This is a genomic window from Sporolactobacillus pectinivorans, from assembly GCF_002802965.1.
Lineage (GTDB): Bacteria > Bacillota > Bacilli > Bacillales > Sporolactobacillaceae > Sporolactobacillus > Sporolactobacillus pectinivorans.
The window spans coordinates 3,795,117-3,808,750 of the sequence record NZ_NXGA01000001.1 but is presented as its reverse complement, the minus strand read 5'-3'; the positions used below and the strand labels follow the sequence as shown (position 1 = coordinate 3,808,750).

13 protein-coding genes are annotated in these 13,634 nt (G+C 41.2%); 11 read left to right on the top strand and 2 right to left on the bottom strand.

Annotated features, from left to right (window positions below; genetic code table 11):
• Positions 1-19 precede the first annotated feature (19 nt).
• From COP04_RS18610 to COP04_RS18595, 4 genes are all read left to right on the top strand, one after another.
• A complete protein-coding gene (locus COP04_RS18610) occupies positions 20-391 on the top strand; it encodes a cupredoxin domain-containing protein (protein ID WP_100489380.1) in 372 nt (123 codons plus the stop codon).
• Positions 392-593: 202 nt separating this feature from the next.
• Entirely contained in the window at positions 594-2,111 is a 1,518-nt protein-coding gene (istA, locus tag COP04_RS18605) for an IS21 family transposase (RefSeq protein ID WP_100489379.1), read from the top strand.
• The gene (gene istB / locus COP04_RS18600; protein WP_100489378.1) at positions 2,108-2,863 is read left to right on the top strand and encodes an IS21-like element helper ATPase IstB; all 756 of its coding nucleotides are present in this window, start codon (positions 2,108-2,110) and stop codon (positions 2,861-2,863) included. The genes istA and istB overlap by 4 nt, the downstream gene beginning before the upstream one ends.
• Positions 2,864-3,003: 140 nt before the next feature.
• The gene (locus COP04_RS18595) at positions 3,004-3,666 is read left to right on the top strand and encodes a methyltransferase family protein (RefSeq protein WP_100489377.1); all 663 of its coding nucleotides are present in this window, start codon (positions 3,004-3,006) and stop codon (positions 3,664-3,666) included.
• 261 nt (positions 3,667-3,927) lie between these two features.
• Here the strand turns inward: COP04_RS18595 and COP04_RS18590 are convergent, their stop codons facing one another.
• The gene (locus tag COP04_RS18590; protein WP_100489376.1) at positions 3,928-6,042 is read right to left on the bottom strand and encodes a heavy metal translocating P-type ATPase; all 2,115 of its coding nucleotides are present in this window, start codon (positions 6,040-6,042) and stop codon (positions 3,928-3,930) included.
• Positions 6,035-6,409, bottom strand: coding sequence for an ArsR/SmtB family transcription factor (locus tag COP04_RS18585; protein ID WP_093672797.1), 375 nt, complete (start codon positions 6,407-6,409; stop codon positions 6,035-6,037). Before COP04_RS18585 ends, COP04_RS18590 begins: the two co-directional genes overlap by 8 nt.
• Positions 6,410-6,735: 326 nt before the next feature.
• Between COP04_RS18585 and lgt the strand changes: the two genes are divergently transcribed.
• From lgt to COP04_RS18550, 7 genes are all read left to right on the top strand, one after another.
• Positions 6,736-7,521 (top strand): prolipoprotein diacylglyceryl transferase, encoded by a 786-nt coding sequence (gene lgt / locus COP04_RS18580; RefSeq protein WP_010023121.1) that lies wholly within the window; start codon positions 6,736-6,738, stop codon positions 7,519-7,521.
• Positions 7,522-7,558: 37 nt separating this feature from the next.
• The gene (locus COP04_RS19805) at positions 7,559-7,990 is read left to right on the top strand and encodes a hypothetical protein (protein WP_010023122.1); all 432 of its coding nucleotides are present in this window, start codon (positions 7,559-7,561) and stop codon (positions 7,988-7,990) included.
• A 135-nt stretch (positions 7,991-8,125) separates the two neighbouring features.
• Positions 8,126-9,289 carry a geranylgeranyl reductase family protein gene (locus COP04_RS18570; RefSeq protein WP_100489375.1) on the top strand — a complete coding sequence of 388 codons (1,164 nt, stop codon included), beginning with the start codon at positions 8,126-8,128 and terminating at the stop codon, positions 9,287-9,289.
• A 116-nt stretch (positions 9,290-9,405) separates the two neighbouring features.
• Positions 9,406-9,798 carry an Hg(II)-responsive transcriptional regulator gene (gene merR / locus COP04_RS18565; RefSeq protein ID WP_010023125.1) on the top strand — a complete coding sequence of 131 codons (393 nt, stop codon included), beginning with the start codon at positions 9,406-9,408 and terminating at the stop codon, positions 9,796-9,798.
• A gap of 20 nt (positions 9,799-9,818) precedes the next feature.
• Entirely contained in the window at positions 9,819-11,453 is a 1,635-nt protein-coding gene (merA, locus tag COP04_RS18560) for a mercury(II) reductase (RefSeq protein ID WP_010023127.1), read from the top strand.
• 2 nt (positions 11,454-11,455) lie between these two features.
• Positions 11,456-11,830, top strand: coding sequence for a hypothetical protein (locus COP04_RS18555; protein ID WP_093672803.1), 375 nt, complete (start codon positions 11,456-11,458; stop codon positions 11,828-11,830).
• Positions 11,831-12,308: 478 nt separating this feature from the next.
• Positions 12,309-13,469: a murein hydrolase activator EnvC family protein gene (locus COP04_RS18550; RefSeq protein ID WP_010024625.1), complete on the top strand. Its 1,161-nt coding sequence runs from the start codon at positions 12,309-12,311 to the stop codon at positions 13,467-13,469.
• The last annotated feature ends 165 nt before the right edge of the window (positions 13,470-13,634 follow it).

The window sequence follows — 13,634 nt, the reverse complement described above, 5'->3', positions numbered from 1 at the left end:
AGAGGGGAGAATGATTCACATGAATTGGATCGTTACTATTGGCGGACTGTTACTGATTGGTGTGATCGCCTGGTACTTCTGGGGACCAAAAAAAGGAGGAAGCCTTGTGGAAACGAATGCTTCCGGCTATCAGGAAGCTAAGATTCTGGTTAAGAACGGCTATAATCCATCCCGTATTGTTGTTCAGAGCGGGAAACCGGTTCGATTTGAATTTACCCGTGTCGAGACAGGAGCCTGCGATGGAATGGTGATCTTTCCTGATTTTGAGAAAAGCGCGACGCTCCCTGCCGGAGAAAAAGTCATTGTTGATCTTCCACCCATGAAAACAGGATCCTATGACTTTACCTGCCAGATGGGCATGTTCAGAGGGAAGATCATTGTAAAAAACTAAAAAGAATCAAGAAGCTGGTTTAAGAATATTAAATGAAGAGGAGCGAATGATTCATGCCTGATGTTTTTGATAACTTGGAATTGAGCCATTTACAGGCAAAATGATCACATAATAATGAGCCACATGATTTCCAATTTTTAGCCCATCTTTCCTATGATAGAAAAGTAACCAGCAATTCTACATAGGGGAGAGGGAAAAAAGGATGATCGATATGGCTCTCTATGATCGTATCAAAATTATGAAGGAGGTTGAAGGCCTTTCTCAACGTGAGATTGCGAGAAATCTAGGGATTTCACGAAATACGGTGAGTAAGTATCTCAAACAGAAGGAGCCCCCGACCCTTGCGGTTCGGCAACGTTCGTACGGGAAGAAAGAATACTCGGAGGAAACCCAACGCATTCTGCCCGTCATCGACCAGTGGCTCCTTGAGGATCAGAAACACTGGGTCAAGCAGAAACATACGGCAGCGAGAGTTTATCAACGATTGGTAGAAGAATACAGTTTCAAAGGATCTGCCTCTAACATCCGTAAACTTGTCGCCCGGAGAAGACAGAAACAGAAGGAGGTGTTCATCCCTCTTGAATTTCAATTGGGCCTTCAATTCCAGTTCGACTGGGGCGAGGCGGATGTCATCCTGAGCGGACGGACGCAGAGAATCTTTTTATTTTGCCTCCAGCTTTCATCCAGCCGTTTACGTTTTGTCCGGGCCTATGCCCATCAAAAACAGGAGGCCTTTTTGGATGGCTTTGTACACGCCTTTGAATTTCTGGGGGGTGTGCCTGTCGAAGGCCTCTTGGACAATCTGAAGACAGCCGTAGAGAAAATTCTGGAAGGCCGGCATCGCCTGGAACAGGAAGCTTTTATCGCGCTCCAGGCACATTACGGATTCAAAGCAACCTTTGCCAATCCCCGGAGAGGAAATGAAAAGGGCCGGATTGAAGGAACGGTCGGCTATGTCCGGCGCAACGCACTGGTTCCTTTTCCAGACGTACAGTCCCTGGACGAGTTGAATGACTACCTTGTGGATTGGTGCCAGAAAGAAGCTAAGCACGTCCGTGTTCCGCATACCGATGAAACGGTGGCACAGGTTTGGGCCAGGGAAAAGTTGACGCTCCATCCCCTTCCGGAAACACCTTTTGAGGCCTGCCAGCTGGTGTCCTGCCAGGTCAATCAGCTCTCCTTAATCCATGTGGAAACGAATCAGTATTCAGTTCCTTGCGTTTATGTGGGACAGGCCGTCTGGGTCAAGAAGTTCGTGGATCATCTAGTCATTGTGGCTCAGGATCAAGTGATCGCTGAGTATCCTCGTTCTTATGAACGAAATCAGCTGTTCACCCGTTTGGATCACTATCTGGAGGTGCTTCTGAAAAAACCGCGTGCCATCCGGGATGCACTTCCCTTTCAGAATCCACAGATCCCTGAAGTCTTCCGGCGATTTCACCGCAAAATGCGTGAGGCTGAAGGTGCAGATGGAGACCGCAAATTTATTCGACTTCTTCTCCTCCACCGTGACCTGGGTATGGACCCATTGAGCGAGGCGATGACCGAAGCGGAACGAAGGCAGAGCTTCACCTACGAAGCGGTTTATGAAATCATTCAACAGGTGATCGGTAATGTGACTCGTCCGGTTGGTCAAGCTCCGGAAGCCCTGCAGGGCTATAAGGTGAAAGTGACCGATATCAATCAATACCGACAACTTGTAAGGGGGGCGAACGAATGACCACAGAACTTTTATTAGATCATTTGACACGTCAACTTAGAATGCCGACTCTGGCCAAGCAGTACCGGTCTCTGGCACGAGAAGCGGAAGAACATAATCTGCGTTACGAGGATTATCTATTAGCACTGCTTGAAGCTGAAGCTCAGAGCCGAGAAGAGAATCAGCGCCAAAGGCGATTGAAACAGGCCCGCTTTCCCGTGCATAAAACGCTGGACACCTATGATTTCAGCCTGATGCCCAGCTTAAACCGAAATCACTTTCTTACTCTGGCGAAAGGCGAGTTCGTCCGAAAGAAAGAGAATGTGATCTTTCTCGGCAACAGCGGTACAGGAAAGACTCATCTGGCTATTGGGTTGGGTATTGAAATGATTCAGAACGGTTTTAAAACCAAATTTATCACGGCGTCTGAATTAGTCGAAGAGTTGCTTACAGCCTATGAGGAGCAGAAATTAAGTGTGCTTGAGAAAAGATGGCTGAAGTTTGATGTCGTCATTGTGGATGAACTCGGGTATGTCCCCTTCTCTAAAACCGGGGCTGAACTTCTGTTTCAATTCTTCTCAAGCCGATACGAGCGGGCCAGTCTGATTCTAACAACCAATCTGGAATTCAACGAATGGACCAACTTGTTTGGCGATGAAAAGATGACCGCTGCACTCCTTGATCGGTTGACGCATCGCTGTCACATTCATCTGCTTAACGGTGAATCCTACCGATTCAGGCAGAGTATGAAACGACAAGAAGATGAAAGGTAAGCCCAGAATCAGCGAGGGTGTAAGGGGGCACTGGCCCTCCCCGGGCCAGTGCCCCCTTACACCCATATTATCCCATTAATGGTACCTCAGTTTCATAAAGTGGCTCACTTTTGATGTGATCACTCTGGCTCAATTTCATATTGACAAAAACACCTGATGGAAAATACGCGTACGGTCTATGGGGTGCTGTCCTGTTCAACATCGTTTTCTTCGGAATGTTTGCTTACTCTGTGTTTAAACCGACGACAAAACGGGACTGGAGAACTTTGGGGGCGTTTACAGGGTTTATGGTCGCATTGTTTAGTGAAATGTTTGGCTATCCTCTAACCATTTATATCCTGACGTCTATTCTAGGTAAAAACTATCCGGTTCTTGATCCGTTTAACCATATTAATGGTCATCTTTGGGTGGCGCTGACAGGGGGATCTCCGATTTTATATGATATTCTGCACCCTTTAAGCAATGTATTTATTTTTGGTGGGTTGATTATCATTGGGATTGGTTGGAGAAAAATACATTCAGGGAAAGGAAAGTTGGTTACAGATGGTATTTACCGGTTCATCCGCCATCCTCAGTACACGGGTTTCGGAATAGCAATTATCGGTTTTCTGATTCAATGGCCAACGCTAATTACACTCATTATGGCTCCTACTTTACTGATTATGTACAGGAAACTCGCAAAAAGAGAAGAACAGAACATGGTTCAAGAGTTTGGTGAGGAATACTTTGAATACATGAAAAAAGTACCTAGATTCGTTCCCAAGATACATTTAACTAATTTCACAAAGAAGGAAACAAGTTAAAAGAAATTGACAGATGATCCTTTTACTGATTTTTTTAAGCATAATTTTAGTGTGGTAGTTCATTCACTCTCTTTGTCCCTCTATGATTAATTTGAGAAAACATTGAACAAAACAATAATGGTAACCGGAACGCTTCACATAATCGACCAAACTTATCTGTGTATCAATGCTGTTCCAAAACGTACTAACTTACACATCCCTCCATCTTCCATAATCAGCACTAAAACCTTCGCCAATCAAGCGAAGGTTTTGTATTGATTTTTACTCTTTAATTTTTGCGAGTCGTAAACTGTTCAATGTGACTATTATAGTAGCTCCTACATCAGCTAAAATAGCAATCCATAGTGTTAGCCACCCTGGGAAAATAAGCAATATAGAAATAGCTTTAATAGCTAGTGAGAACGTGACGTTTTGTTTAATAATCGCCAAAGCTTTACGGCTCAATTTTATTGTGTAGGGCAATTTTGTTAAATCATCAGACATAAGGGCAATGTCGGCTGTCTCTAAAGCTGTATCTGTTCCAGCACCCCCCATAGCAATACCCACAGTGGCTTCTGCCAATGCTGGGGCATCGTTCACCCCATCACCAACCATTGCAACCTTTTGCTTCCCACGATAGGACTTAATATAATTTAGCTTTTCTTCCGGTAGCAATTCTGCTTGAATATCAGAAACACCGACTTCTTTTCCTATTGTCTCGGCTGTACTTTTGTTGTCCCCTGTTAACATTACAGTTTGTTCAATACCGGACTGATGAAGTTTTTGGATAACATTCTTCGCTGAATCTCTTAGCTTATCAGCCACAGCGATAAGGGCAAGAATATCTCCGTCCGTTCCAAAAACCATTACTGTTTTCCCTTGCTTTTGAAGGGTTACAATCTGATTATGAATAGCTTTTTTAATCCCATTAGAAAGTGTTTCTTCAAAAAGGTTCGGGCTTCCCACATAGTACATGTTCTGGTTAATTCTAGCCTTGACACCTTTACCAGTAATGGATTGAAAGTCCTCAATCTCAATATCGTTAAATTTCAGCCTTTCTTCCTCAGCCTTCCTAACAATGGCTGAGGCGAGTGGGTGCTGAGATCCTTTTTCAAGAGCCGCTGTTAAGGTTATGATATCTTGTTCGTTTTTATTAAAAGTTACAACGTCTGTAACCTCTGGAATCCCTCTTGTTAATGTACCGGTTTTATCAAAGGCAATAACCTTGAGGGAGCCAGCTTCTTCTAGGTGAACTCCTCCTTTGATAATTACACCGTTTTTGGCAGCATTTCCTATCGATGTGACAATAGCTACGGGTGTAGAAATGACCAGAGCACACGGGCAACCGACAACCAGCAAGGCTAACCCTCGATAGATCCAATCTCCCCAAGAATCTCCCATGAATAAAGGAGGAATCACGGACAACAGGACAGCGAAAATAATAATCGCTGGCGTATAGACTTTTGCAAAACGATCAACAAACGTCTGAGAAGGTGCTTTTTCTGCTTGAGATTCTTCAACTAAATGAATAATTTTAGAAAGAGTTGTATCTTCAACTCTTTTTGTAACTTTGACCTCCAACAAACCTTCTTCATTTAATGTCCCAGCAAAGACTTCGTCATTAATGGTTTTTGTTACTGGTACTGACTCGCCAGTAATGGCGGCTTGATTTAGAGTCGATGTTCCATTAGTCACAACTCCGTCCATAGCCAATTTTTGCCCTGGTTTCACAATCATTGTGTCACCAACCTGAACATCTACAACAGGGACCATCAATTCTTGACCGTTCCGACGAATCAATGTTTCTTTTGGTGCAATTTTCATTAACGATTGAATAGATTGTCTCGCTTTATCTGCTGAATAACTTTCTAACGCTTCACTAATCGCAAAGAGAATAACAACCGTTGCTCCTTCTTCCCATTTACCTATCGCGGCCGCTCCTATAATAGCAATCGTCATAAGAGTGTCCATATCAAAGTCAAGCCGAATCAGATTTTTAAAACCTTCAATGAATAACGAGTAGCCACCGATGATAATAGCCGCTAAAAATCCGATGGTAGGAATCAGACTCAGCTCTCCGTATTGAGTCCCAATAATCCAACTGATTATCAATAGAAAGGCTGAAATGTAGACTTTAAAATTTTCTTTTTGCTTCCAAAATGGTACATGTTCAACAGTTTGTTCTGCTTCATCCCTGACTTTTAATTTTTCAAATGCTCCTGCTTTTTCTAACGCTTCAATGGTTGTGTTTCCAGTAACCATAATCTTAGAAGCGCCAAAATTCACTTTAGCTTCAATCACTCCATCTAACCGCTTTACATTTTTTTCAAACTTGTTCGCGCATTCCATGCAGTCAAACCCTTGAACTCGATATGACTTGACTTGTTGTTCAGACATGAGTTTTCTCCTCTTTTCTGTGCGTCATTGCAATAGAAATTAATTGTTTGATGTGTTCATCATCAAGCGAATAAAATGCCATTTTTCCGTCCTTTCGATATTTTACAAGACCTTGCTTACGGAGAGTGCGTAGGTGATGTGAAGCCGTTGCTATGGAAGAACCAATAATGTTTGCAACGTCACAAACACATAGCTCCTTATCTTGACATAAGGCAAAGACTATTTTTGACCTATTTTCATCAGCAAGCGCTTTGAACAATCGAACAACGCGAGATAGCCCATCATTTTCATTTTTTAAAAGGCCTTGTATGCGATTGACCTTTTCTTCGTCATAGCAATAAATTTCACATGTATCTTTTTCGACCACTAATAGCGACCTCCTTATCATTCAAATATTCATTTGATTATATTATACATCATTTCTTATTTTATTCAAATGTACATTTGAATAAATTTTTTTAGTGTGCTAGAGATGTCAATTATGTGCCATTAACTACAGAAAAATAAGATGATAAAAGATAGATGACTTTTTTTCCTTTGGTCAATCTCCATGACCTTCTTCATTGATATGCATCACCAAAAATTTTTCTATAATCATAACCGAAGTTTATCGTTTCCACATCGTTTCCACACATTTTTGCAATAGGATTCAACTTATAAAGTGATTATTTTTATTAAAAGGGAGGAAGGTTCATGTGGTTTCCAGGACCTGTTTTATTTAGAATCGGACCGATTCCAATTAATACGTTGGGTGCTTCGGTAGCTCTGGCAACGCTCTTTGGTTTATGGTTGATAAATCGTGAGGCCAAGAGGCAAGGTATTCAAGCGGATTACATGGTGGAATTCGCTATTTATTGTGTATTGGGTGGTGTTCTTGGAGCAAGATTGTGGTTTGTTCTCTTCAAATGGCCGTATTACGCTGCTCATCCAGCAGAAATTTTTATGGTTTGGATGGGGGGACTGGCAATACAAGGTGGCATTCTCGGCGGTACTTTAGTAGGAATCTGGCTCGCTAAGAAGCATAAATTGCCAGTTTGGCAGGTAGCCGATATCGTGGCACCGGCGTTAATACTCGGAATGGCGATTGGTCGCATATCAGATTTTCTTACCGGTGACGCTTATGGTATTCCAAGCAATTCCATCTTGGCTGTTTCCTATCCTCCGGGAACATTTGTCTACAACATCTTTGGCAGCACGCCGGTCCTGCCGATGCCCTTATTTGAGGCCATCGGTGATTTGATCATCTTTGGCTTTTTGCTATTGATTAAATATAGAAAACCATTCCAAGGGTTTCTATTCCTTCAGATGTTAATACTTTACTCAACGTTGAGATTTACTTTAGAGTTCTGGAGAGGAGACAGCCTAAGGACATTACTTAATCTGAAAGTCGCTCAATTGACGGCTTTGGCAACGATTATCTTAGCGATCGGTTTTATGATCGGACGCTATAGACAAATGAAAGCTGCTCATCGAGAGTAACAAAGAAAATTAGGAAACAAAGAAAAGGAGAAGCGGCATGAGGAACAGAAAATCTGGATCAGTTTCAGCAAATAAAAAGTCAAATCGAGGGAAAACCTTACTAAAAACCATAGGTTCTGTCCTTTTCGCCATTATTGCTACATCCCATCACTGGCTGCATATACTGTTGATTTCTGTCGGTTTAACGTCGATCGGGGCAGTTTTATTTAATATGCCTCCCCTTTTAAAAGTCATCCTGTTACTCATTTCCCTTGTCATTTCGATCCGGTTTATTTTCGTAGCGAAACGCAAATGGAGACATGAACGCCCGGTCGCATGGGTTTATGCCATCGCTTCGATTCTTTCGATTGTGATTGTATTTTCTGCTGTACCCCAGACAATCAGTACGATCATTCAGCCACCTTCAAACACACAGAATCCTAACAGCATAAACACGCATGACCATAATCATAGTGATATGAATAAATAGTGGTGAAATGATTTTTAGCAAATGGCAAGCAGGACATAGGGTGACTTTCTATTTTTATGAGGAATGTACGTATTTTCATGATGTGAGAATTGCATCAGTCTCTAAAAGATTGAAGGCTAAAAGGTTGGAAACAAAATGGATTCAAAGATTTATGATGTAATTATTGTCGGAGCAGGTCCTGGTGGCAGCTCACTGGCAGCAAAGCTTGCTGAAGTAGGACTTCATGTTTTAATTTTAGAGAAGCAAAGTTTTCCACGTTATAAAGTATGTGGAGGCGGGGTTACCAAGAGAGCCCTCCTGAAAATGCCGATTGATATCACACCGATTATTCGAGATCAGATCACTTCACTTATCACGGTGGAAGGAAATCATGACATTCAGGGGTTTAAACATAAAACGCCGTTTATTTATATGGTTATGAGAGACGAATTGGATCAACTACTGGCGAAACATGCCGTTGACTGTGGTGCAGAACTGAAAGAGGATTCCTTCGTTAAAAGAGTGGTCGAGTACGGTGGAAGGGTCGATGTATTTACAAGGGATGAGAAATATTCAGGACGGTATTTGGTTGGAGCCGATGGCGTAAACAGTATCGTTGCGAAACAGGTGGGGTTAATGTCGGAACGAAGGAAAGCTCTGGCATTGGAATATGAATTCAGATGTGACCAGGCAACAAACGCAAAATATAAAAACAAGGTTATCATTGATTATACCAGAGTACCCGATGGATATATATGGATATTTCCAAAAAATGGAATTCTATCGGCAGGCATCGGTTCTTACTCGTTAAGTCAGAAATTGATGTCGAAATATTTGCTTTCATTTTTGGACCATCAGGAAATGAGTGGAGATCTGCTGAGCGCGAAGGGATCTTTTTTGTCTGCTGGCGGTACCCGGCAGCCAATCATGACGCAACGAACAGCATTAATCGGAGACGCAGCCGGACTGGTCGATTCATTTGCCGGAGAGGGCATCTACTATGCTTTGTGGAGTGCTGAATTACTTTCTGACCATTTAATAAAGTCGATCAGGGATAGATATAGTGAAGCATTCTTAACCTATCAAAGAGATGTTGATCTGACAATCATGCCCGAACTCAGTACATTGGATCAGTTTGGCCGGAAATTTTACAAAAATCCGAAATTGATGCAAAAGATTGTTTCTCGTTTTCCTAAGTTATTAAGCTTAGTTTTTGATGTATTAGAAGGAAAAAGAGATTATAGCAAACTGTACAAGAAATTCAATATAGTAAAATCGTACGGCCATTTTTTGAATCTGAAAAGCTCTATTTTCACTTGAGTCCATTCTAAAAGACCAATTAATGATATTACCGTCATGATACGGAGTTATGTTTAGGAATAAAGGTTGACCCTGTACTTTGGTACAGGGTTTATATTGTATATGAGGTGAAACAAATGGGGTTACGAATCGGACAGCTGGCCAGCCGAACTTACGTCAACAAAGAAACGATCCGGTACTATGAACGGCTGGGGCTAATTCCAATTCCCTCTCGTACAGCGAAAGGATACCGTATCTATAAGGCTCAAACAGTGGACCGAGTGAATTTTATTAAAAAGTTGAAGAGATTAGGATTTACATTGAATGAAATTGACAAGTTGTTAGGCGTTGTTGACCGCAATGAAGTGAAGTGCAGAGATATATATGATTTTACCGTTAACAAGATTGGTGAGATACAGCATAAAATCGAGGAATTAAACAAACTTGAAAAGATGCTTGTCGATCTGAAAAAAAGATGTCCTGAGAATAAAGAGATTTATGAGTGCCCCATTATTGAATCCTTAATGTGAGAATACGAGGAGGAAATCATATGATAACGTATCGAATGACTGTTCAGGGGATGACTTGTGCCGGGTGTGAAGACCATGTGGCAAGTACTCTGGAACATATTGGTGCAAGAAACATTAAGGTTAATTATCAACGTGGGGAAGCTCTTTTTGGGCTCCCGGTTAGTATTAAAAAGGAGACTGTGGAACGGGCAATAGTTGAAGCACACTATCAACCTGTAAATTTTATGCAGATCCAATCAGAAGGAGATTCTGATAAAGAAGACGACTACGATTACATTATTATTGGCTCTGGCGGTGCGGCTTTTGCTTCAGCCATTAAAGCCAGAGAGTATGGCGCCAGAGTGGCAATGATTGAACGAGGTATAGTTGGCGGTACCTGTGTTAATATCGGCTGTGTTCCTTCTAAGACCTTGCTCAGAGCCGGGGAAATTAATAACCAGGCAAAAAATCATCCATTCAAGGGATTGCACACTTCAGCAGCTGAAGCTGATTTAGCGCAACTGGTTGAGCAAAAAAATGAATTGGTTGAAACATTACGGATCCAAAAGTATGAAAATTTAATTGGAACTTATGGTTTTGAACTTATTAAAGGAGAGGCAAAGTTTGTCAATGAAAAAACGATCGAAGTGAATGGCAGACAACTGACGGGAAAGCGTTTTTTAATCGCCACCGGTGCTTCACCGCTCATACCCGATATTCCCGGATTAAATCATGTGGATTTCTTAACCAGCACAACTTTACTTGAACTGAAAAAGATCCCGAAACGTCTTGCGGTCATCGGTTCCGGTTATGTAGGTTTTGAATTAGGTCAGCTTTTTCATCATTTAGGTACGGAAGTAACATTGATGCAGCAGAGCAATCAATTATTAAAAAAATATGATCCGGAAATATCGGAAACCATAACACGAGCTTTAACACAACAAGGTATTCATTTTATTACCGGAATAAAATTCAAGCGTATCGAACAAGACGGGCAGATAAAGAAAGTCCATATAAAGACTGAGGGTAAGGAACAAGTTATTGAAGCAGAGCAGTTGCTTGTCGCAACAGGACGCAAACCGAACACAGCAAACTTAAATCTGTATTCAGCAAACGTTAAGGTCGGTACCCGGGGTGAAGTCCTCATTGATGAATTTTCCAGAACGACCAATCCACGTATTTATGCAGCTGGGGATGTCACGCTCGGCCCGCAATTCGTCTATGTCGCTGCTTATCAAGGCGGTCTTGCTGCAGACAATGCCGTCGGAGGACTTGGTCAAAAAACCGACTTAGACTTTGTACCGAGCGTTATGTTTACAACTCCATCAACTGCCATGGTTGGATTAACGGAAGAGCAGGCAATAAAAAAAGGCCTTAAGGTAAAAACGTCTGTTCTGCCTTTAAGTACCGTGCCCAGAGCAATCGTTAATCGAGAGACGACTGGTGTCTTTAAATTAGTGGCAGAAGCAAAGACACTCAAGGTCTTGGGCGTCCATATTGTTGCTGAAAATGCGGGAGACGTGATCTATGCTGCGACATTAGCCGTAAAGTTTGGGATGACTGTGGAAGATCTTCAAGATACCCTCACGCCTTATCTCACTATGGCCGAAGGCTTAAGGTTAGCAGCACTCACATTTGACAAAGATATATCTACACTTTCTTGTTGTGCAGGATAACAATGTTAATAATAAAGAAACAAATTAAAGCCGATTTCCCATTTTTCCTTAAAAATGGGAAATCGGCTTTTTCTCATAATTTAAAAAAGTATAACCCCGATGACGATCTGCTTCAAATCAGGATGATGCTGTTTACTGTAGCCATACGTAATGGCAGGTGTCCCGTCCGCCCCATCTGGCGAAGTGTAGCTGCCCTAAAACAAATAGGATGTGGTATCGCTGCGGACACCGGACACCGGGAGACCCGGTTTCTGATAGGCGGAAAGAGACAGGGGTGGAATACACACGCCAGGGGCCGGCCTCGTGCAGGTGATCCAACGCTCGACCGAACGCCGAGAGAGGCTTTCGAACGGATCTCATCCCAATCCGGCAGATGATTGATCGTTTCATTAAATTGGTTTTCTCACAAATCACGGAAATCAACTGAGAAGCACCCACCGACAGGGTGAGCACCTGATCTGTTTCCATGACTTTTTGCCATTTCCGAATATTCATGAACAGCTCTTTCCTTCATATTTATTCCTCAATTTATTTCTATCAATCATCGTATTTAGTGATGTTCATCAACATGTTCTAAATCTTACAACATAATTTGTTTCTACATAGTTTCCACACAAAATCCACACATTTATTGATTATCATTATTTTAATAACTAAACCACATTATAGAGAAATTGAGGAGGTTTCAGATAAAAAAATAAATCGCGATTAATTAATTAAACGAAATAATATTGAGATCGAAACATGTCGAAATTTGTCATATTGAACTGTTACGATATGATTAATGGCTCTAGCGGGGGTCTTTCACCTTAAAACTCCAAAGAAAAGAAAAGAAGCTAAAGGGGAAAGATAGTAGTGAAAAGAAAATATTTACGCACAACAATGATCTTGGGTACAGCGTTTTTGTTGATAACGAGTTATACGGAGAGCTACGCACACGCCACTTCAGAACGTCAATTCAATACGAAACAAAGCTTATCTTCTGAGCAACAGTTGTCGAAGAATGATAGACAACAAGATGTAGCGATAAATAGAATTAAATCATCCGAAAAGCAGATTGAGAAGATAAAAAGAAGTGTAGCAGATAAACAATCTAAACTGGTTGAAAGTGAAGCAATATCCGAATCGATGAAAGATCAGATTGATCGGCTTACCAAACAGATCAGTATTAGGGATAAATTATTAAAAGAACGGATACGTTCCATTTACATAAATGGAGGGGCAATCAGTTATCTTGATGTTCTTCTTGGTGCAGATAGTTTTGGAAATTTTCTGGATCGATTATTCGCCTTGAAATTGATTACTGAAACAGATAACAAAATACTGACTGCTCAAGAGAAAGATAAGAAGGATCAAGTATCAAAACAAAAGATACTAAAACAAGAACTGATAAATCTGAAAAATGGATTGGCAGATCTAAAAAAATTAGAAAATGATCTACTTCAGAAACAGAAAGATCAAAAAAATGAGTTAGCGTTATTAAGAAAAGAAGCATCCAAAATTAAAGAAAAGTCAATGGATAAGAAGGAAGAAAAGGACATTGTAAAGGCTCAAACGAGTTCAGCAGAAAATAGAGCATCGACTTTATCATTAAAAAAGTTATCGTTAAACAAATCAGATTTTATTAATCCTACTCAGGGTTATATCTCATCTGGGTTTGGTAATCGGTCATTTGATAACAGCTTTCATCCAGGAATTGATATAGCTAACAGTGAGGGAACACCAGTTAAGGCTGCAGCTGACGGAGTAGTTTTCAGAGCGTATCAATCTTCAAGTTATGGAAATACGGTAATGGTTTCCCATCAAATTGATGGAAAATTGTATACGACGGTCTATGCTCACCTAAACGCTTATAATGTATCTACAGGTGAACGAGTGACTCAGGGACAAGTGATTGGCGGAATGGGTAATACAGGCGAATCATTTGGGTCTCATCTGCATTTTGAATTGTATATAGGCCCTTGGACTCCACCACCACATAAAGGGGCAGTTAATCCAGTGAGCTATATTCAATAAAAGCCGTTTGAATTTCGATTAGATTTTAGTAGAATACAATTATAAAATCAGGTATAGAATAAAAAATTTTTATACTAAGCTTGTAGATAGAATGAGCTGTACGGTGGTTTTCATCAGTGAGCTCATTATATTATTATAGCCAATTCAGAGGTGTATCTATTTTAT

Coding starts and splice junctions, on each gene's coding strand:
- istA (WP_100489379.1), top strand. CDS start 594: ATGATCGATATGGCTCTCTATGATCGTATCAAAATTATGAAGGAGGTT.
- merR (WP_010023125.1), top strand. CDS start 9,406: ATGGGGTTACGAATCGGACAGCTGGCCAGCCGAACTTACGTCAACAAA.
- merA (WP_010023127.1), top strand. CDS start 9,819: ATGATAACGTATCGAATGACTGTTCAGGGGATGACTTGTGCCGGGTGT.
- istB (WP_100489378.1), top strand. CDS start 2,108: ATGACCACAGAACTTTTATTAGATCATTTGACACGTCAACTTAGAATG.
- lgt (WP_010023121.1), top strand. CDS start 6,736: ATGTGGTTTCCAGGACCTGTTTTATTTAGAATCGGACCGATTCCAATT.
- COP04_RS18570 (WP_100489375.1), top strand. CDS start 8,126: ATGGATTCAAAGATTTATGATGTAATTATTGTCGGAGCAGGTCCTGGT.
- COP04_RS18555 (WP_093672803.1), top strand. CDS start 11,456: ATGTTAATAATAAAGAAACAAATTAAAGCCGATTTCCCATTTTTCCTT.
- COP04_RS18590 (WP_100489376.1), bottom strand. CDS start 6,042: ATGTCTGAACAACAAGTCAAGTCATATCGAGTTCAAGGGTTTGACTGC.
- COP04_RS19805 (WP_010023122.1), top strand. CDS start 7,559: ATGAGGAACAGAAAATCTGGATCAGTTTCAGCAAATAAAAAGTCAAAT.
- COP04_RS18610 (WP_100489380.1), top strand. CDS start 20: ATGAATTGGATCGTTACTATTGGCGGACTGTTACTGATTGGTGTGATC.